The sequence below is a fragment of the Fuerstiella sp. genome (assembly GCA_022447225.1).
In the GTDB taxonomy this organism is placed as follows: domain Bacteria; phylum Planctomycetota; class Planctomycetia; order Planctomycetales; family Planctomycetaceae; genus S139-18.
This window is the reverse complement of sequence record JAKVAZ010000002.1, coordinates 121,633-142,125: the sequence shown is the minus strand read 5'-3', so window position 1 is coordinate 142,125 and position 20,493 is coordinate 121,633. Positions and strand designations below refer to the sequence as shown.

Sequence of the window (20,493 nt, the reverse complement as noted above, 5' to 3'; positions counted from 1 at the left end):
ACGACTCTCAATCAGTGACGAACCTTTGAGAAACGGCCCGTTTCAATCCGTTCTGAAGGTCCAGACAGATCAACCAGTCTTCACTGCGAAGAAACAATTTTCCACCGGAAATGACCGGAGCGGCCCATGCCGGATAGTGAATTTCCGGCATCGAAAACCTTCCGCGTTCCTGAAAAGATTCGGGATCAACCACAACGATGGCCAGTGTTCCACGCTCACCCAGTACCACGAAACGATCACCCACCAGTACCAGGGAACCTCGTCCGTAGTACGGAAACGGCACGAATTCACGCGTCCTGACATCGATAATTCGCCTGGTTTCCGGGTCGCGGGTGAAATCCTCCAGGTTGCCGCTAAAGCCGGACGACTTCCACATAACTTCGCCGTCGCTGAGTCGAATGCAGCGAAGTTCCCCCTCGTTCTCGTGCCGACCGCTGAAACCATAGACGAAACCATCGGTGTGAATCGGAGTCGACCAGTGGGCAAGAAGGTTGCGTTTGTTTCGCCAGACCTCCTGATACGACTTGCCATCCGCGTTGACTTTGATGAGAGCGGAACCGGCCTTGTAAGCAGCTGACAACAGAATCTGATCTTCGATCACAACCGGCCGTGCCGCATTCACGGACTCGTGAACGCGCGGGCGAAACCAGTAATGAAAATTTTCTGCTCCGGTCTGCGGATCCAGTGACAACAGTCCCTGTCGCATCAGACACAGCAAATGGCGACGAGCGTGAATGGTGGCAATAATGGGCGACGAATAACTGACGACCATTTCACTGCCGGTCCATTTGTGAGGTTCGCTGCTGTTCGCGTCAACTTCACCGTCCCAGGTGGACCGCCCGCCGGCCTGCCACTCCACCCTGCCATCGTGCCGGTTGAACGCGACCACCCCGGAATCCGGCTGGCCACCCACCAGCACGATCACTCGATCGCCATCCAGAATCGGAGAACAGCCAACACCAAAAAACCATTCCGGCAGTTCAAATTTTTTCCTGAGATCATGCTGCCAAACCAGTTGACCATCGTCGAAATTCAGACATGTCAGCATGCCTTCGGCACCCAGCGTGATGCACTGGCCGGCATCCAGAATCGGAGAACAACGTGGCCCGTTGTTGTATCCGTAGGGATCAGAGAAATCGCTTGTGTATGCATACCGCCAGATTTCCTGTCCATCCGTCAGTGAACGGCATGACACAATCTCCACTCTCTTTTTCCTGTGATGCACAACCAGTCGGTCACCAAGAACGGACGGTGCGCTGTACCCTGTACCGACCTGTTGTTTCCACAGGAGTGGTGGCTTGTTTTCGGACCAGTCGAGATCCAGATCCGTTTCACCTGAGATACCGGTGTGTCGAGGACCAAGAAACCACGGCCAGTCTTCCGCTTCACTAAGCGGAGAGTCGCCAAAAACCAGAAAGAACATCGCAACGAACACGCGCAGAAAAGAAAAACTCGAATAATGCAGGCGCAGCGCGAGAAGAGTGGACCTGGAATCGGATTCCGTACTAAATATCGAAACCTGCATTGAATCAATTCATGAACACGGATTTGTCAGAGGCGTCGCATGGACAAAGTGGTACCGAAGTGTTCACAACGACAGAATCTCGCTGCGAAGCGCTTCAAGCAGCCCAACCGCCTGTCCAATATCAGCTTTCTGTCGATCCCGATCCTCGGGAATTTCCCGTTCGATCGTCAGTGGTCCATCATAGCCCAGATCCTGCAGCGTTTGCAGGTAGTTTTTGATGCCGACGTCACCGTCTCCCAGAGGAACCTCCTGCCCCCAGGCCTCTCCTCGCTTGTCTTCCGGCGCCCACGTCGCGTCCTTGCAATGGACACTTCGAACGTATGGTCCCACTTTCTTAAGAGCCTCGATAGGTTCACCGGTTCCGTACAAAATCATATTCGCAGGATCGAAGTTGATAAATAAGTTGTCACGATCGACTGATTTGATGAATTCAAGCAGATGATCAGCTGATTCCTGACCAGTTTCCAGGTGCAGCGTCTGGCCGTTATTCCCGATATGGTCCAACAGATCCCGTGTCACATCCAGCAGGGTATGATAGCTGTCGGATGACGTGTCTTCCGGAATAAATCCAATATGCAGGCCAACCGCATCCAGACCGAGCATGCGTGCAAAGTTGCTGATTTCTTTAAACTCCTGAACACGTGCCTGTTGTGTTTCTCGAGGGACCAGGCCAACTGTACGAACACAAGTGGCGATGTCGGCGTAACTTTCACCGTCGAACCCCCCAAACATACAGGTAATCGTAATCCCTGCGTCTGCGCATGTCGCAGCAAAACGATCCGCAGACTCCTGAGTACGAGTCTCCGGGCGAGGTGTGTGCAACTGGATCGACGGAATATTTAGTTCCTGGACCACATCGAGGTGAACTCCCAATCCTGCATCCAGAGAAGCAAAAACACCAATCGGCCACTGACTCATTGATCTTCCTTTGGCTGACTCACGAAGCTGCATGATCAGATATTGGCGAAGGTGGTCCGGATTTGCAAACGGCAAGGGCCGGATCCGGAATTGTCGATGAAAGAGTCGGGGCGGCTTCATTACACAAACGTGCAGGAACATACCGGAGAACGGGAGGTATCCACTCCGGTTCCGAAATGTTCTTTTGGTAATAACCAGACACAGCGGCGTTAAGTGCGTGAGTCCGTATTGACTGCAGCGGCATCCGTACGTGTTACAGGTGAACGGCGTAACTGCGCAACCCAGCCGGCTGTGGACAGGACGATCAATACACCGGTCAACGGTGCCCGCATTCGTGTGTTGGTCCAGTAAAACGAATGCACTGCCAGAAAAGACATGACACTCATCCAGAGTAAAATCACAGAGTGATTCCGGTAAAGTCTCAACAGGCTGAGCAAAAGACCGATGCCCGTCAGTCCGTACCAGATGCCCACAGCGTACAGCAGGTATCGCGGCAGTGAGGCACCGCTGGCTGTCGGCGTCAAAGCCCAGAAACGGCGCCAGCGCAGGATGACCGCACGGACTGCCATTGACGGTTGATGTCGAATTTCAGCTACAGCCTTTTGATACATCCACCCATCGACAACATGCTCACCGGCCTGATCCTTACCAGACTCTTCCAGGCCCCGATGCAAATCTCGCTGCCAGGCCTGAAGAGAATTTGCGTCCCAGGTTGACTGCCTTCCGGATACCACACGGTGATAAAATTCGGAGTTATTTCCCAGCAACAGCGTATAGCCTCCGTGTGTTGTCGCAGGAATCAGAGCCCCAAAATGAATGGCATTCCGAATGACCCACGGCGCGACCGTAAGTGCGGCCACGGCGGCAGGCATCCCGATCCATACCAGACGCAGGATGACGGACAATCGCCGGGGGCGAACTGAATTCCATAGCATAACCACCATGGTCAAACTCAGCGACACGCAGCTGATCATCACGATTGGTCGACATAATGCACTGACACCCAGCAGTAGACCCGCGATTGCTGCCAGGCCAAATCCGCAGCCGGCATCCAAACGCCTGGCATACCGAACAAAGCGCAACAGATAAACGACTGCCAACGTAAAAATCGCGGCGCAGACATTTTCCGTCATCGGTTCAGTCGTATACCGAACCAGCAGCGGGTCAGCTGCTGCCGCAAATCCAGCAGTCACAACAGCCGCAGGATGCAGATCAAATTCCTTTGCCAATAGAACGGTACCGACAACGAACGCAAGTCCGGCCAGCAGATTCCAGGTGGCAACAGCTGCCGCCGGTGAACACCCTCCCGTCAACAAAGCTGCCAACAGCAGTGGATAAAACACGGGGCGAAAAGCTGTCGGATCTGACCCGTTTGCTGCAACGTAACCCCTGCCGTCAGCCAGCATCTTCGCCAGTCGCACATATGCATCGGGGTCACTTTGCAGTCGATCACCGTCAACCATGACGACTGTCATCCGCAGGGCCAGTGTCAGGACCAGCAATCCCGCTGTCACCACTATAATACCGGTTTGCTGAGACCAGCGAATGTTGCTCTCCTGTTCGAAGTCCCTGACCGAATCAAACGACCTGGGATGGAACCGAATTCGTAAATCAGGACGTCAGTTGTCACTGCGACCAATAATTTCGTCGTCGAAATAATTCGTGGACATACCGGCGTCCAGTACGATGCCCTGAGAATTGATTGCCGAGGAACGAGGACTGAGCAGAAACACCACAGCAGAGGCCACTTCGTCGGTCTGCACCCCCTGTTTTCGCAGGGTCGCCTGTTCAGCAAACAGGTAACTGTCGGCATATCCAGGGATCCCTGCTGACGCTGATGTTTTCAAAAGACCTGGACACACAGCATTGAATCGAATCGAAGAAAATTTCGAAAATGATTTCGCCAGGAAACAGACAGAGGAATCCAAAGCCGCCTTGACCGGCGCCATATAACCATAATTTTCGGCCGCCATTCGTGTCGTAGAAATCGAAATCGTCACCACGCTGCCGCACTTCGGATCCAATTGATCTTTCAGGGCATTGACCACGGCCGTCAACGAAAAGCAGGAAATGTCAATTGCCTGTAAAAAAGCTGCCCGAGGAGTTTCATGAAACGGTAACCACCCTAAAGAATAATCAGCAAACGCGACGGAGTGCACGATCCCGTGTAGTTTCGATGCGACCCCGGCAACGCTGTCGCGCAGACGGTCTATTTCTTCCTGGTTCTCCACATCACACACAAAAACGGGTGAGTCCGGAGCAAGTTTCCGGACAGTGTCGGCTCGATCGTTCGAACGCACACTGAAGATCACCCTTGCACCCGCCTCTATCAGCAGTTGCGCTGTTTTCCATGCCACACTCTTGCGATTGGCAACACCAAGCACGAGGACGTCTTTGCCTTCAAGTTGCAGAAAGTCCATCGTCGCCCTGAATGTAGTCCTGTTCCAGCCGCAGCCAGGAAAGATTGAAATCACACTCCGATCCTCAGAATCGAGTGTAAACATCTGGCAATTGTAGCTATTTCCACAAACCCGCCAAACCACTGTTTTCCGTGCTGCGAAGCTCTGAACACGGTTCACCTTCGTCTTGTCCGGCAGAACACAGGTTACACAGTCACAAGTCAGGCGAATTAACGCTTCCCCTCCCCGTTTTCTGACGGCGAATTAGAAAGGCATCCCGACAAAACTAAATTTGAATGTTTGCAGTACACGGTGCCTGTTGTGACAATCGCCTCCAGATTGATTGATTGGACAATCACCTGTCTGGCAATCGTTGACGCGGATCACCCGTTATTCAATGCTGTCGGGTACCTTCACGTTCCGTATCCGGAAAACATGATGTCCGTTACCCACCATCCACCGCATGACGCTTTCGCCAAGTATGCTCAGCAGGGCCGGCTTGTGCCCGTCTTTCGTCAATTGACTTCCGATTCCCTGACACCGGTGACCGCCTGGCAACGATTGAGCGAAGGAAAGTGGTCTTTCCTGTTTGAAAGTGTGGTGGGTGGAGAAAAAATCGGTCGTTACAGTTTTGTTGGCAGCGACCCCTTTCTGACAGTGTCCGCCTGGGGCCAGGACGTGCAGATTCGGCGCAAAGACGGCACACTTGAAGAATGGAAAAGTGATGATCCGCTGAGTGAACTTGACCGGCTGCTGGCGGAATTTTCCTGCGTCCACGTTCCTGGCCTGCCGCGATTCTCAGGAGGGGCTGTCGGATTCGCCAGCTACGATGTTGTACGTTATACGGAGCACCTGCCTGATGTTCCCGAAGATGATCGAGAACTGCCGGACCTCTGTTTTTCTCTGTACGACAGCATGGTTGTCTTCGATCACATCAGCAAAACGGTCCTCGCCGTTGCTCTTGCCGATACCCAGGGAACCCCACTTCAGGAAGCTCGTGATGATGCAGAACGCAGGCTGCAGAAGTTGTGCCATCGCCTGAGTCACGATCCCGGCGGAATACCGCTCAACGACATCGACCTGACCGTCGAACCGGAAATTGCGTCCGTATCGAATTTTTCACAACCCGAGTTCGAGACGGCCGTGGAATCGTGCCGGGAATATATTCGGGCGGGTGACGTATTTCAGGTGGTGATCGGTCAGCGTCTTACTCGTGAGAGCCAGGCCGCTCCCATCGACGTTTATCGTGCTTTGCGCATGGTGAATCCAAGCCCGTTCATGTTTCTGCTGCAGACACCGGACGTCCATCTGGTTGGTAGTTCACCGGAGATCATGGTTCGCGTCGAAGACGGAGAAACGACAATCCGCCCGCTGGCCGGCACACGTCGCCGGGGACGCACCAGTCAGGAAGATCGGCAACTTGCCGAAGAACTGCTTGCAGATCCCAAAGAACGAGCCGAACATGTCATGCTGATTGACCTGGCGCGCAACGACGTGGGGCGAGTCGCGGAATTCGGTACGGTGGAACTTGCTGACGTCATGGTGGTCGAACGCTACAGTCATGTGATGCATATTACATCCAGCGTCACAGGACGATTGAAGCCCGGCATGACGGCCATTGAGGCACTGCGAGCCGGTTTGCCGGCCGGCACTGTTTCCGGAGCTCCTAAAGTTCGGGCAATGGAAATTATCGATGAAATTGAACCTCACAAACGAGGTCCGTATGCGGGCGCCGTGGGCTATATTGATTTCACGGGAAATATGGATACCTGCATCGCACTTCGAACTCTGGTGATCCGGAACGGTGTCATTTACGTGCAGGCAGGTGCCGGTATCGTCGCCGACAGTGTCCCCGAACTCGAATACAAAGAAACACTGAACAAAGCCCGGGCTTTGCTCAAAGCGATTCATGTCGCTGAATCTCAGCTTTCAGACTCCTGAACAGAAACGAACAGTGGGTGGGATCAACCGAACTAAATGCTGAGCAGTTGGAACCAACTCAAAGGACATACAGAACAGCGAAAGATGTTCCAGCATTCGATTGCGCAGGGTCGGCTGGCTCATGCGTGCATCTTTGCGGGGCCTCCTGGTACCGGTAAACGCGAGTTTGCCCGGTTGCTGGCTATGTCCGTTTTCTGTCGCAACCACCTATTTGAGGAACTCCAGGTCTGCGGAGAATGTCATGCCTGCCGGTCATTCAGTGCCGGCACCTGGCCCGATTTTCATGAAGTCGGACTGCTCAGTGGAAAACGTGAGATCCTGATCGGCCAGGTGGCGGGTGAAGGAGAAAAACGCGGACGCGAAGGGCTGTGCTGTGACCTGTCGATGAAGCCCCAGTTGTCTGACCGACGGGTGGCAGTGATCAATGACGCTCATCGAATGACTGACGAAGCTGCCAACGCTCTCCTCAAAACACTTGAAGAACCACCGGTCCAGGCACTGATCCTGCTGGTCACGGACAATCCGGAAACACTGCTGCCCACAATTCGTTCACGCTGCCAGCAGGTTAGATTTTTTCCCTTGAGTGATTCTGATACCGGCTCGATTCTTCTGCAAAATGAACTCGTCGATACCAAAGAAACCGCCGATGCCGTCTCCAGACTCTGCGAAGGAAGTGTGGAAACAGCTCAACAGTTGCTGAATGACGATTTACGAAAGCTGCGTGATATCATCGCTCAGGAAATGCAGATGCTGGAAACGATGAATTCACTCACCATAACAAATGCAGTCATGGACACGATTGAACAGATTTCCGGTAACGCCGGCGAACAGCGACAAAACGCTCAATGGCTTCTGAAGTTCGTCTCGGATGCATTACGTGAACGGCTAAGGACACTCGTTTCCGGCGACCTGACAGACCAGCTGACTCAGCGACTGGGGGCAAAGCATGGGGTCGATTTACTGACTTCAATGCTCGAAAGGACAGTCACTGCATCCAGCCAGATTGATGGAATGGTCCCGGTCAGTCTGGCGGTCAGCGCATTATTCGACGATCTGGCTCAGACACTGCGTTCCGCCATGAAGGGCAGATAGCAGCCGTTGTCCCGGCGACTGATCATCGCCGCCGAAACAATCCGGGGCCATAAAGGAAGATATCCAAAAATAATTTCATCCTTTTTACTTATTTTCAAATTGATTGACAAAAACTTCCCATCCGTCAGCACGGCCTGTTCGTTGTCAACCATCAATTTCGAGACAGTGACTGACTGCCGGTTTCAAACAGGCATGGCGGTCGACCCCCCCTGTCCATACGACCAGATACCGAACAACACCCGGGAACTCCGTTAAGGCCACCACTGAACACAACAGCCGCATTTGCCCGAACGGGGTTAAATCACCGTACGCAGCGCCATATAATTCAACAGTGGTCCAAAATCGGTTCAATTCTGAGATTCCTGAATGCACCAGGCAAAGCCAAAACTTCCGGAAATAATTCGTCTCCTGGCAGTCTTTGTCTGTCTGGAATTTCTGACAACTGATCTGACCTGCATAGCACAGTTGACCGGCCAGGAAAGGACTGGTCAGTTCATCGAACTACCAGGCCAAATCAGCGACAAGCAGATCACGCTGGTTCGCAATCAGCTGCTGGAACTCTCTCGACGAGCCGTGAGGGAGGAAAAAGAAGCCGTGATGGTCCTGAAACTGGTCCCCGGCGCCAGCACGGTGGGAAACGTAACGGACCTCGCCCGGGTGCTCATCGACGATGAAACGTCTTCTGTAAAAACTGTTGCGTGGATTCAGAGTCGAATTACGGGTAGCCATTCGATCGTGGCTCTGGCATGTCATGAAATCATGATGGCCCCCAGAGCTGCCCTCGGTGACGTCGGCAAAGGTAGCCCGGTACCGGACGACGAAGCAGCCTTCGTTCGGCGTCTGGTGGCCAAACGTCGAAATCCCCGTATGGCTCCTGCAATTGCTGAAGCTATGCTCAATCCGTCTGCCGGCCTGGTCCGGGTCGGCATTCCGCAGAATGCCGGTGAACCGGACTATCGGTTCGTTTCGCCCGATGAACTGACGCAAATGCTGGCAGCCGGGCAGGAGGTCACGTCCACAGACCGAATTCGCGAACCTGGCCAGCCGGCGGTGTTCACAACCGAAGAAGCTCTTCGTCTCCATTTTATGATCGCCGATGCGGCTCGGAGTGATGACGACGTGCGACACGCCTGGGGTCTGCCACTGGCTGCACACCGTCAGTCAGAGGTATCAGACAAGCCGGTAAAAGTCGCGGTGATTGCCATTCATGGCACGATCACACCCGTTGTTGCTGAATTCGTCATCCGTGAAACTCGCAGGTCTGTGGCAGAGGGTGCCGGTTTACTGATCTATGATATCGATTCCCCCGGCGGATACCTGACCTCCAGTGAAGAAATTGCCACAACTATCGCGGATCTCGATTCAGCAACAATCACCAGTGTCGCCTGGATCCGGCATGACGCGCTCAGCGGGGCAGCGCTGTCGGCCATGGGATGTGATCAGATCATAATGACTCCGGATGCCAAGATCGGAGACATCGGTGTGATCCAGCTTTCTAAAGACGGAGCTTTTGACCGAGTGCCCGAAAAGCTGGTCAGTCCCCTGATGGTCACAATGGAAACTCTGGCAAAGAAAAAAGATCGCCCGGTTGGAGTGCTCCATGCCATGGTCGACAGAAACCTTCAGGTGTTTGAAGTTACTCACAAAGATACCGGACGCCGGACGTTCATGACTCAGGCTGAAATTGATGCAGCACAGAACCAGTGGGTCCGTGGAAACATGGTGTTCTCCTCCCGCAAGGGAAACCTACTGACCGTAAACGGTGTGGAAGCTCATGAACTGCAAATCGCCGAAGCACCATGTGCCACACAGGATGAGTTGCAGCTGCGTCTGGGAATTCCTGAAGGAACCGTCATGAAACCACGCGCGTCCACGTGGGTTGACACACTTGTGTTCGTACTGAATTCGACCATCGGGGCATTTGCACTGATTACCCTGGGTATTATGTGTATCTATCTGGAGGCTCATCTGCCAGGTGGATTCTTCGGCATTCTTTCGGCAGCTTTATTCGCTATGTTCTTCTGGAGTCGGTATTTGGGGGGGACAGCCGGAACTCTTGAACTCGTCATGTTCGTCCTCGGTACGGGACTGTTACTTCTGGAGATGTTTGTGATCCCGGGTTTTGGCGTCTTTGGCGTCAGCGGTATTCTGCTGATGCTTGGTTCTCTGGTCATGGCGGGCAATACGTTCGCCGGAATGACCACCGGCGAACGATTCCATGAAACCATGGGCAGCCTGGGAACGGTCACCGGTGCACTCGTAACAGTTATCGTGGTGGCGTCCGTCCTGAATCATTTCCTGCCGTCCATGCCGGTGTTTAAGCATCTGATGCTGACACCTCCCGGGCAGATCTCTGATAACGAACTGACAGATCCTTCGAAAGCAGCCACCGGCCTGACGACAGTTGCAGTTGGTGTCGGCAATATTGGAACGGCCGCGTCGACGTTACGTCCGGCCGGTAAAGCCACATTCAACGACGATTATATCGACGTCGTGAGTGAAGGAGCTTACATTGAGCACGGGACAGCAATCGAAGTTGTACATATTGCCGGTAATCGTGTGGTTGTACGCCCCGTCGCTGATACCTGAGTTTTGCTGAGCCTCCGGTGTCATCAAATTCAGCGATGTCTTTGTCCATGCAGACCTAACGATCGGAAAACGGTTTGGCCAGCTGGCTCCGAAATATACCGCTGCTGATCCCGTTATGCTGCATCGGGATCACGATTTCAGGACTGTGCGGTCTGCATCGTGCCGACCAGCTGTATGGAAAATCACAACTGTTCGAACGTCAACTCGTGTGGACAATGCTGGCCTGGCCGGCAATGTTTCTTGTGACAACTGTTTCGTGGCGACGTTTGAAGCATGCCGGTCCGGCATTGTTTGTGGTGTGTCTGGGTTTGCTCGTGCTGGTACTGTTTATGCCGCCTGTCAACGGTTCACGACGCTGGATCCCACTTGGACTGATGGATTTCCAGCCCAGCGAACCGGCCCGTCTGGCACTCATCATGACTTTAGCGTCCTGGCTGATGTATCGCGAGAACCAAACCACGATACGCGGCCTTGTCCCACCGTTTATCATCACGCTGCTGCCACTGCTGTTAATTCTCCGAGAGCCGGATCTGGGCACGGCGATGCTGTTTTTGCCGATACTGTACGCAATGCTGTTTGCTGCCGGAGCACGACCGACACACCTCCTTGCCGCCGCTCTGATCGGCGTCATCATGCTGCCGCTACTGTGGCAGCAAATGACATCGGAACAGAAATCCCGCATTGTCATACTGTTCAATCAGTCTGACGGCGGTACAGCTCCGGCCGGAGACGGATTTCACCTTCATCAGTCCAAGCAGGTACTCGCGCTGGGTGGAATTCACGGCAGTTTCCAAAACGATGAACCTGTGACTGACGATGATGCCGCCTGGCAGCTTCCTGCCGCACGCACGGATTTTATTCTTGTCGTGCTCGGCGAACGTTACGGACTGGCAGGCACATCTTTCGTGTTACTGCTTTACGTAGTGCTGGTGTGGCAGGGACTGAAAACTGCCGCAAAGACACGGGATCCCTGGGCCCGACTGGTCGCAGTAGGTATCGTGACAATGATCGGAGTACAGACGATCATCAACTCCAGTATGACAGTGGGGCTCATGCCGATTACCGGTATGACACTTCCATTTTGCAGTTACGGTGGTTCGAGTCTGCTGAGTTTTTCTGTCGCGGTTGGTCTGCTGATGAATATCACGATGAGACCCGGTTACGACGTTGCACCGGCCCCGTTTCGTAACCCACGAAACAGTCAGTTGCAAAACACGGATAGCCGATCCTTATAGGGATCCTGACACAGCGTTCCTGTCAACATACAGCTCAAGTTCTCCCCGTCGTCGAGCCTCCTGCTGTTGCACCAGGTCCCGAATCATAACTCTGCAGGCGAACGCCACAATTATCCCACAAACAACGAGAACCGGGGGATGATATTGAAGCAGTTCCGATTCATCACGACCGAACCACAGCCCCTCAGGCAGTGGAAACATGTTACGACTGTGCAGCAGAGCCAGAGTATTGGTGGCAAAATGAAACAGAATCACCGGGAATAAACTGCGACTGTGAATTGCAATCAGTCCGATGAGCAGTCCCACCAGTGTTGCATTGAAAATCTGTTGAGGAATCATGTGGATCACTCCGAACATGACCGACGAGATAACGATCGCAACAGCCAGCCGCCCGCCACGAGCCAGACCGCTCAGTATAAATCCACGAAATGCCAGTTCCTCACAGATTGCAGGGGTCAGTGCAAAAACGGTAATCAGAACCCACAGTGACTGTGTCTCACTGCTCATCAACCGGTGAACCCGTGTGACCGCGTCAGGAACGTTGGGAAACACCCCGTTTTCTGCGAGGAATCGGCTGAGCTCAAGGGTTAGCGGGTGCACGGCGACAGCCAGTCCGGCCGACGTCAAAAGCGTTCCTGATGATGGACATCGCAAACGAAACGTAGCTCTCAGGCTGGTTGTCAACAGGATCCCCATAAACAACGCCGGACAGGCAATGGTCACCAGCTGCTGAACACAGATGAGTTGCAGCATGCTTCGGGCTCTCTGTTCTTCCGTGCCACTGAGATCCGGACGAAGCCAGGTCATCGCTCCCAGCTGGAGCACCAGCAAAATGACAAAACAGAAAACCGCTTCCGGAAACGCGGGTACGGCGTCTTTGGGACGCATTAGTTGCCTCAACCACATACGCAGATTGAATTTTTCAGCTTCACGGAACAGAACAGTTTCATTGTTGTACAGGTCAATCGCCCACCAGATCGCCAGCAGACTGTAACCAAAACTGGAGACCATCACCGGAACAACATAAGCCATCAGGCTGCCGGTCTGGGTAGAAGTGAGTAACAGCCCCTTCAGCAGCAGAGCCACATTCACCACAGGCAGAACGCTGTACAGTGGCACAATCTCCACAGACGGCCAGAGGCAAAACATGGTCAGGCCCATGGTGACCATCAGCAGAGGCGTCAGGTAATTCTGGCCTTCCTTCGTAGAGCGAGCGAATGTAGCCAGCGCCAGACAGAGAGCGCTAAAGAGTGCTGCCAGTGGCAGGAGTGAAATCAAAACCCACATGATTGCCGACGCAGGCGGAAACTGCAGACTGATAGTCTCCGTCAGCCCGGCACCGATTGATGAAGCCATCTGCTGCCCCGTGATCGCCATACTGGCAAGATTCATCAGCGCAGAACAAACACTGAACAGCATAATGGTGAAGAATTTTCCAAGAACCAGTTCGACACGTCGGGCCGGACTGATCAGCAGTGTTTCCATCGTGCCTCGCTCTTTTTCCCCCGCACCCAGGTCAATTGCCGGATAAAAGGCACCGGTGAGCGTCATGATCACGAGCATTGCCGGAAACAACTTGCTCCATACATTCGCCGCCACCTGCTCGCCGCCGGCTACTTCGACCCACTGCAGCCGAGCCGGATACTGAAGTGCGTCAGGCAGGGAAGCTTCATCAAACATGGAACTGCGCAGGTTTGCTTCCCATGAACGCAGTGCTGAACGTACGATGGAAAATGCAACGACCGACTGATCATCGGCGCTGTTGCGAACGACAAGCAGTCCCGGTTCACCAGGTGTGACAGCCGAGGCGTCATCACCACTGCGAATCTGCTGTCGAACCGATGCGACCGCATCCGAGTAGCCGTCAGGAACCAGCACAAGTACATCAATCCCGGATTCGCTAAACAGCGAAATCAAGTTGTTGTCGGTCGATCTGCTGATTTCCGCTGAATTGTATACCGTACCGACTGCCGACCGGTCGGCGATCGACGTTCGAACACGGGTTGCCAGGATTTCAGCCTGTTCAAGTACGGCATTCGATCTCAGGCCATGATCAGACGAATCTCCCGGAAAACCTGACACGGACCTTTCCTGATCAGTGATGACAGTTACAGGTGTTCCATGCTTACCGGATTCCAGCCAGCGAACATCAATCTCTCCGTCTGCCAGGAAAGAAGGATTACCTGGCAGTTCATCGGCGTTCAGGATCACCACAGTGCGACGCTGCTCACTGAATGTAAGCATCATCTCAACCACACCCAGGCCCAGCATGGGATACAACAGCACGGGCAGAATCGTGATCATGAACAGCGTACGCCGATCGCGCAGCTGGTCACGAACCTCCCGCAAAAAAATCAGTCTGATATTTTTCCAGTTCATTTCGCCCGGATTGTTTTTGATAACATTAAACGAACGATACTGATTAAGTTTCCGACTGCTGTGAGTCGAACTCACGGATCAGATCAAAGAAAAGTTCTTCCACATTGGGCTGGCAGTGTAAATTCACAAGTTCACGGCGATGACCACTGGCAAGAATCCTGCCCCGATGAATGATGGCAATGCGTTCGCACAGCCTGTCGACTTCGCTCATAATATGAGTCGAATAAACGATGCACTTCCCCTGGTCGCGCAGCACCTCAACGGCTTCAAGAACGTTACGTGCCACAAGCACATCCAGGCCGGACGTGGGTTCGTCGAAAATAATAACGGGAGGGTCATGTACGATTGTACGAGCGATCGACACCTTTTGTTTCATGCCGGTCGACATTTTGCTGCCAAGCCGATCACCGATTTCATGCATCTGCAGGATGTCGAAAATTTCATCGATGCGCTGCTGCAGACGATCTTCACGAATTCCGTACAAACGACCGAAATACTCCACCATTTCCCGAGCCGTCATTCGGTCATAGATCCCGGTATTCCCCGACATAAATCCAATCCGCCGACGGACGGCCTCGGAATCACGCATTACATTGATGCCCGCGACTTCGGCAATGCCGCGAGTAGGCTTCAAAATCGTACTCAGGATTCGCAGACAGGTCGTCTTTCCGGCACCATTGGGACCCAGCAGGCCAAAAATTTCACCAGGCTGTACATTAAACGTGACGTTGTCCAGCGCACGAAATACTCCCCCGCTAAAGTCCTGGAACTCTCTGGTCAGTCCGTGAACTTGAATCATAAGCCAGGAACAGTGGGGAGTCTTGAAAGGCCGGTCACCGCCACGGAGCGCATGAAAGATTAACGCTACCACATCCAGTGATCCCGGTCACCGTAATCATAGATACCAGCCTGCAATTGTTCCCGCAGAATCGTTATTTCCGGTGCGAAACTTCCGGTGCGGACCCAAATCGCATTCAGGCTGCCGTTGTGTATTTCCGTAATACTGTTTAGCTGCTCTCACCGACCTGCAGACATTTAAGAACGCTGCTGTCTCTTACAAACAACCGTCCGTTACTGATCGCAGGCAGACGATAACCTCTGGGCGCCGGACTGAGTACATCTGCTCGCTGGAGTTCACGATAGTTTTGGGGATCTGCAGCAATACGAATCAATTCACCGCCAAACGTCAGTAACAACAACTCCTGGTTGACACGAATCATCGTCCCGTAGTCAAAGCCGGTCTTGGCCCACAGAACTTTCTGTCGTCTCGGATCAATACATTTAATGCTGGCCGATCCAACATCCTGCCGTCCGTCAACAGCAAACAGCAGATGATTCTGCCTGATGGGAGTTGCATACTGCGTTGCCAGCAGTTTCTCACCGGAACGTTGAGGTTTCGCTGCATCATTCGTCAAAGCAGCCCAGACACTTCCCACCCGGTAACTGGAAGACACGAAAACATGTTCACCGACAACAACCGGTGTTGCCCCGTTAACTGTCGGCCCGCGCATGCCAAACGGAAAACTGATTCGTACTTTTCCGTTGGTCGGATTGAGAGACAGCATCTTGTTACGCGAAACGACCAGTGCATGTGCGGTACCGTTCACGTCAGCAACAACCGGTGATGAGTAGCTCGCAGCGTCTGAAATGTTCTTCCAGATCGTTTTACCGTCAGCAGCTGAAAACGCAACAACGGCCGCATTCTTTCGACCCCCGACATTGACGATGAGTTTTCCGTCATACAGTACAGGAGTACTGCCGGCTCCAAAATAGCTGTCCGGAGGGGAAAAGTCTTTTAAGGTGTCACGATACCAGACTTGTTTTCCGTCGCTCGAACTCAGACAGCGCAGGGCACCTCCCACCCCAAAAACGTAGACGTAACCATCGGCCACCAGCGGAACACAGCGGGGTCCGGTATCACTGGAAACTCCACCACGATATCGACACGGAAAACTCTGTTCCCAAACAGGATCTCCATTTGACGCATCACGTGCCTCAACTATTTCCGACGTACCGATGCGGTGAAATACATAAACGACGTCGTTGCTCACAGCAACACCGGCAAATCCCTGACCGACCTTCGCCCGCCATATTTCTTCGGGGCCGGACTTTGGCCACTGACTCAGTAATTTCTCATCGACTGCAACACCATCACGTTGAGTCCCTAAAATCTGAGGCCAGTCACCGGCCGGCGCCACAGCTGCAGCACAGATGAAATAAAAACTCAGAACAACAGGAAAACCGATACGAAGAATCATTCGACGATGCCCCGCAAAATTGAAAATGAGTCCAACAGTTTCAATGATCAGGCCGAACTTGCAAGCCCGGTGACCAAGAGAGACAAAACCCTCATCACGGGATTGACCACTGCAGGATATGCTTACTACGCAGATTCACTGGCCGACTCAAAACAACAGGGTCCGCAACCTTAGTGCCCGAAATCACCGTGTGAACGAGGAACATTCGTTCTTAGGATTTGGTCTGGTTTAAACTGCAGCACCGACTTTTCCGTCCCGTTAGAGAAACCGTCCGAAACAGCCCGACTGGTCAGCCGCACTCTCACAATGCTGTTGTAGTCAGAGATACCGCGAGCCTTCGATGCTCAGTGGATCTGCCTGACACAGTCAACCGGTCAGCGAGTCCGACTAAAGTTCCTCAGCCGTATTCCTTGCACATGTTACCTCATATACATAACTTGCAATATGAAATGAACACGTTTCACGACGTACCAATACATCCTGCATATGAGGAACACCACTATGAATCCACACCGGATTGCGACAGTGCCTAAGACTCTGGGCATCATTGTGCTGGTTGGCAGCGTATCGATCGCGGCTGTTAACGCCCCCAAAGTTCTGTTTCCTGACTGGTCAGGCCCCACTTCAGGAACTTACGAAAAGCCATCCGGAGAGCTTGGCAAGAAAGCTTCGAAGGGACGACCATGGAGCGTTGAGACGGTTGCATCAGCCATTGACGGCAAACCACTGGATGCGAAACCCGTATCGGTCGTGGGTGAGATCATTGACCTGTCGTGCTATCTCCAGGTTGGTAAGCATGGAGACAAGCATCGTGGATGTGGCCAGAAGTGTGTGGCTAACGGACAGCCGGTCGGACTTCTGGAAGCCGACGGAACGATCTATATGCTGATCGACGAGGAACACAACTCTCGACGCGATGGCCTGACCGAGTTCCGAAAACAGGCAATCGAACACATGGCGCACATCGTGACCGTCAATGGATCGCTGTCCGAAGTTCACGGAATGAAAGCAATCTACGTTCAGGGGTATTTGAAGGCAGCAGGTGGGAACGGATGATGCTGCGTCGACGATTCGCAAAGAATACTGTTGGCCGTCTGATGTTCTGTACCCTCGTGCTCAGTCCGAGCATTGTCCTGGGTAATGACAAAGAGCCGGAACCGCTCCTGGGACTGCCGCCGGTCTACTACCCGGAAGACAATCTTTATTCCGAAGACAGAGCCGATCTGGGCAAACTGCTTTATTTCGACAAACGGCTCTCGTCGGACGGTACGGTGTCCTGCAGCACCTGCCACGGTGTCAAAAACGGCTTCACTGATGGTGCAGCTGTTTCCACGGGAATCAATGGTCAAAAGGGAGGACGCAGTGCGCCAACGGTAATCAACCGGGGCTACAGCACAGCCCAGTTCTGGGATGGTCGTGCTCCGTCACTGGAAGCCCAGGCGATCGGCCCAATCGCGAATCCAATCGAAATGACGAATGAAAAAGATCCTTTCCGAGCCCATGAAACATGCATTGAGCGTCTACATAACGTTCCGGAATACAGGTCTCGGTTTGCCCTCGCCTACGGCGTTGAGGATTTTTCGATCGAGCATGTGGGTAAGGCGATTGCCACGTTCGAACGCACCGTTGTCTCCGGCAACTCACCGTTCGACCGTTACAGAAGCGGTATCAAAGACGCTATGTCCGCATCAGCGATGCGCGGGAGCAATATCTTCTTTAAGAAAACAGCCTGCGACAGCTGTCATCTTGGATTTAATTTCACAGATGGTTCCTATGAGAACATCGGGATTGGTATGGACAAACCATCGCCCGATCTAGGTCGGTATCTGGTCACTAACCGCGAAGAAGACAGAGGATCTTTTAAGACACCCACTCTTCGTGAAATCGAGCATACTGCCCCCTATATGCACGATGGACGCTTTAAGACACTGGAGGAAGTCATTGAGCATTACGACAAGGGAGGAATTCCCAATCCCAATCTCGACAGCAGACTGAAGCCTCTCAATCTGAGCAAACAGGAAAAAGCAGATCTTGTAGAGTTTCTTAAGGCACTCAGTGGTGAAGGATGGCAAATAGATCCCCCGGCCGACTTCCCGCCATCCGGCAGCGAATTGTCCGGAACATAAGTGACTGTCGCGGTTCCGAACTCAGAGAGCACACGTAAGTTGACTACTGCCCGGAGCTGACAATTTTCAGTTTCAGATCCCCTCGGCTTCAAAAGTCAGTTCTAAATTGGTTTGCACGGGGGGATGCAGGGTTATCGTATCCGGAGTATCAGTTTTCCGGTATTCGCATTCGCTGCCATGCGGGAATGAGCAGCGTCAGCTTCAGTCACCGAAAAACAGCGATCGATGACCGGAACAATCTCACCGCTTTCCAGTAACGGCCAGACCCGATGATGTAACGCGTCCATCACAGCCGTTTTCATCGCAACCGGGCGTGACCGCAGTGTGGAACCAATCACCCTTAAACGTTCCATCATCAGCAGCCGCAGATCAAGATTTGCTGTCATTCCGCCCATAAGCCCGATAACGACCAAACGACCGTTCAGACACAGACTGTTGAGGTTGTCGGACAGGTACGCGGCACCCACCGGATCCAGAATAACATCAAAGCCGGAGCCGCCGGTCCAGGCCGTGACCTGTTCCACAAACCGACCATCGTGACGAATGCTGCCACCACTGGCCCCCAGCCGAATACACGTTCGAAGTTTTTCAGCATTCCCCACCGTCACATAACAGGGATTGCCAAAAACCCTGCACAGCTGAATGCCGGCAGTGCCCACACCACTGGCTCCCGCATGAATCAGTACCTGCTCCCCCTGCCGGAGCCCGGCTTCCATAAACAAATTCAGCCAGGCCGTGGCAAACACTTCCGGTACAGCTGCTGCCTGCTCAAAACTGAAGCCGGCCGGAATCGGCAGCACCTGACCATCCGGTACAACCGTTTGTTCAGCATAGCCACCACCAGCAAGCAAAGCGCAGACGGAATCACCGATCTTCAGTCGGCTGACGCCGTCACCGACCTCAGCCACCACCCCTGCACACTCCAGACCAGGTATGGGACTGGCACCCGGTGGTGGAGGATAATGCCCGCGACGCTGCATCAGGTCGGCCCGGTTCACCGCACTGGCATGAATATCAATCAGGACTTCACCCGCCCTGACCACCGGGGTCGGAGTCTCTCTCCAGACCAGTGCGTCATCTTCAACCCATATTGCCCGCATCACTCTTGATCCTGCTGCTTCCACTACCTGACCCAACATCGACAACGAAATCTTCTGATATGTCAGGGCTCAGACAACACTCTTGCCTGCGGACAGTGAAGCGTGATGGCTGAAAGTGTTTCACTGACCAGCTGATCCAACTGGTCGTTCGAATGCTCGGTAGTCGATTCGATGATCAGCAGGGCATTAGTCGTCGACCGCGTGATTTTACTAAAGTCCGCCTGCATTGAGTCCAGCCTGCAAACCACTCGGTCCTTCGCATCCACATACCCAAACTCTCCCCGGTTAACTTCCCGGTCCGCGTCCGCACCCAGAGGGCGAAACATTTCCGTTCCCTGAAACAATCGCAGCTCCACGGGCAGTTCTAAGGTCCCAAGATCATGCGCCCCAATACTGCAACGCGTCCGCAGTGACATCAGATTATAGACGTCCACCAGATTGTTGATCGTCATCAGGGACCTTCGCTTCCAGGAAAATTCCAGCAATTTCTGTATCGACGGTGGGTGATTCTTCGGTTTCACTCCAACGGCGCGCATGATCTCACGAACTCGCAAAACTTCCGGTATCGCCCGAATTTCAGCCGGACTCCTGAACTCCTGGGTAATCCGATCCACTTCATGACCAATTGCAGCTCTCAGTTCTCCGGACGCGGGCCGGATCTTCAAATCACAGAGCACAATGCCGCGGGCACGCAGACCAAGGTCTGTACATTCCTGTCTGACCACAAAGGCGTTCATCGACAAACCAGTAAAAAGGCACCCGGCACTATCCCCGTCGACGGCGTGCCAACGAACGATTCCCCCGAGACCGAAAGTATTGGATCGTTTTATCATTCCCATCCGGGCCAGCAGGCACCGGACATTGTTTCATTCCAGATTCGCTCAAACTCACCGGAGTTATCCTCCTCCCAAAAATCATTCACAACAGAGAT

17 protein-coding genes are annotated in these 20,493 nt (G+C 53.4%); 7 read left to right on the top strand and 10 right to left on the bottom strand.

What is annotated here, in order from left to right:
* Positions 1–7: 7 nt before the first annotated feature.
* The 4 genes from MK110_02785 to MK110_02770 all read right to left on the bottom strand — a co-directional run bounded on the left by MK110_02785 (position 8) and on the right by MK110_02770 (position 4,917).
* On the bottom strand, positions 8–1,525 hold the full coding sequence (locus MK110_02785) for a PQQ-like beta-propeller repeat protein (GenBank protein ID MCH2210200.1): 1,518 nt from the start codon (positions 1,523–1,525) through the stop codon (positions 8–10).
* Between the two features lie 63 nt (positions 1,526–1,588).
* A complete protein-coding gene (locus MK110_02780; GenBank protein ID MCH2210199.1) occupies positions 1,589–2,443 on the bottom strand; it encodes a sugar phosphate isomerase/epimerase in 855 nt (284 codons plus the stop codon).
* Positions 2,444–2,652: 209 nt separating this feature from the next.
* The gene (locus tag MK110_02775) at positions 2,653–3,957 is read right to left on the bottom strand and encodes a hypothetical protein (GenBank protein MCH2210198.1); all 1,305 of its coding nucleotides are present in this window, start codon (positions 3,955–3,957) and stop codon (positions 2,653–2,655) included.
* Positions 3,958–4,062: 105 nt separating this feature from the next.
* The gene (locus tag MK110_02770; GenBank protein ID MCH2210197.1) at positions 4,063–4,917 is read right to left on the bottom strand and encodes an SDR family oxidoreductase; all 855 of its coding nucleotides are present in this window, start codon (positions 4,915–4,917) and stop codon (positions 4,063–4,065) included.
* Positions 4,918–5,280: 363 nt separating this feature from the next.
* On the opposite strand from MK110_02770, the gene trpE reads away from it, so the two are divergent.
* Together trpE and holB are read left to right on the top strand one after the other, a co-directional pair.
* Positions 5,281–6,783 carry an anthranilate synthase component I gene (gene trpE / locus MK110_02765; protein MCH2210196.1) on the top strand — a complete coding sequence of 501 codons (1,503 nt, stop codon included), beginning with the start codon at positions 5,281–5,283 and terminating at the stop codon, positions 6,781–6,783.
* Positions 6,784–6,867: 84 nt separating this feature from the next.
* Positions 6,868–7,875 carry a DNA polymerase III subunit delta' gene (gene holB, locus MK110_02760; protein ID MCH2210195.1) on the top strand — a complete coding sequence of 336 codons (1,008 nt, stop codon included), beginning with the start codon at positions 6,868–6,870 and terminating at the stop codon, positions 7,873–7,875.
* Here the strand turns inward: holB and MK110_02755 are convergent.
* On the bottom strand, positions 7,842–8,027 hold the full coding sequence (locus MK110_02755) for a hypothetical protein (protein ID MCH2210194.1): 186 nt from the start codon (positions 8,025–8,027) through the stop codon (positions 7,842–7,844). The two genes, holB and MK110_02755, sit on opposite strands and share 34 nt — an antisense overlap.
* Before the next feature lie 214 nt (positions 8,028–8,241).
* On the opposite strand from MK110_02755, the gene MK110_02750 reads away from it, so the two are divergent.
* Positions 8,242–10,464 (top strand): hypothetical protein, encoded by a 2,223-nt coding sequence (locus MK110_02750; GenBank protein MCH2210193.1) that lies wholly within the window; start codon positions 8,242–8,244, stop codon positions 10,462–10,464.
* 74 nt (positions 10,465–10,538) lie between these two features.
* Positions 10,539–11,699: an FtsW/RodA/SpoVE family cell cycle protein gene (locus MK110_02745; GenBank protein ID MCH2210192.1), complete on the top strand. Its 1,161-nt coding sequence runs from the start codon at positions 10,539–10,541 to the stop codon at positions 11,697–11,699.
* Here the strand turns inward: MK110_02745 and MK110_02740 are convergent.
* From MK110_02740 to MK110_02730, 3 genes are all read right to left on the bottom strand, one after another.
* Positions 11,694–14,078 (bottom strand): ABC transporter permease subunit, encoded by a 2,385-nt coding sequence (locus tag MK110_02740; GenBank protein ID MCH2210191.1) that lies wholly within the window; start codon positions 14,076–14,078, stop codon positions 11,694–11,696. The two genes, MK110_02745 and MK110_02740, sit on opposite strands and share 6 nt — an antisense overlap.
* Positions 14,079–14,121: 43 nt before the next feature.
* A complete protein-coding gene (locus MK110_02735; protein ID MCH2210190.1) occupies positions 14,122–14,877 on the bottom strand; it encodes an ATP-binding cassette domain-containing protein in 756 nt (251 codons plus the stop codon).
* Positions 14,878–15,085: 208 nt separating this feature from the next.
* Positions 15,086–16,336 carry a PQQ-like beta-propeller repeat protein gene (locus MK110_02730; GenBank protein MCH2210189.1) on the bottom strand — a complete coding sequence of 417 codons (1,251 nt, stop codon included), beginning with the start codon at positions 16,334–16,336 and terminating at the stop codon, positions 15,086–15,088.
* 6 nt (positions 16,337–16,342) lie between these two features.
* Here MK110_02730 and MK110_02725 point away from each other — a divergent pair, with 6 nt between their 5' ends.
* The 3 genes from MK110_02725 to MK110_02715 all read left to right on the top strand — a co-directional run bounded on the left by MK110_02725 (position 16,343) and on the right by MK110_02715 (position 18,462).
* On the top strand, positions 16,343–16,510 hold the full coding sequence (locus tag MK110_02725) for a hypothetical protein (protein ID MCH2210188.1): 168 nt from the start codon (positions 16,343–16,345) through the stop codon (positions 16,508–16,510).
* 351 nt (positions 16,511–16,861) lie between these two features.
* A complete protein-coding gene (locus MK110_02720) occupies positions 16,862–17,392 on the top strand; it encodes a hypothetical protein (protein ID MCH2210187.1) in 531 nt (176 codons plus the stop codon).
* Positions 17,392–18,462 (top strand): c-type cytochrome, encoded by a 1,071-nt coding sequence (locus MK110_02715; protein ID MCH2210186.1) that lies wholly within the window; start codon positions 17,392–17,394, stop codon positions 18,460–18,462. The genes MK110_02720 and MK110_02715 overlap by 1 nt, the downstream gene beginning before the upstream one ends.
* 131 nt (positions 18,463–18,593) lie before the next feature.
* On the opposite strand, the gene MK110_02710 is transcribed toward MK110_02715, so the two are convergent.
* Both MK110_02710 and MK110_02705 read right to left on the bottom strand, forming a co-directional pair.
* Positions 18,594–19,562, bottom strand: a complete 969-nt coding sequence (locus MK110_02710) for an NAD(P)H-quinone oxidoreductase (protein ID MCH2210185.1) — start codon at positions 19,560–19,562, stop codon at positions 18,594–18,596.
* Positions 19,563–19,624: 62 nt separating this feature from the next.
* Positions 19,625–20,395: a hypothetical protein gene (locus MK110_02705; protein MCH2210184.1), complete on the bottom strand. Its 771-nt coding sequence runs from the start codon at positions 20,393–20,395 to the stop codon at positions 19,625–19,627.
* Positions 20,396–20,493: the final 98 nt, after the last annotated feature.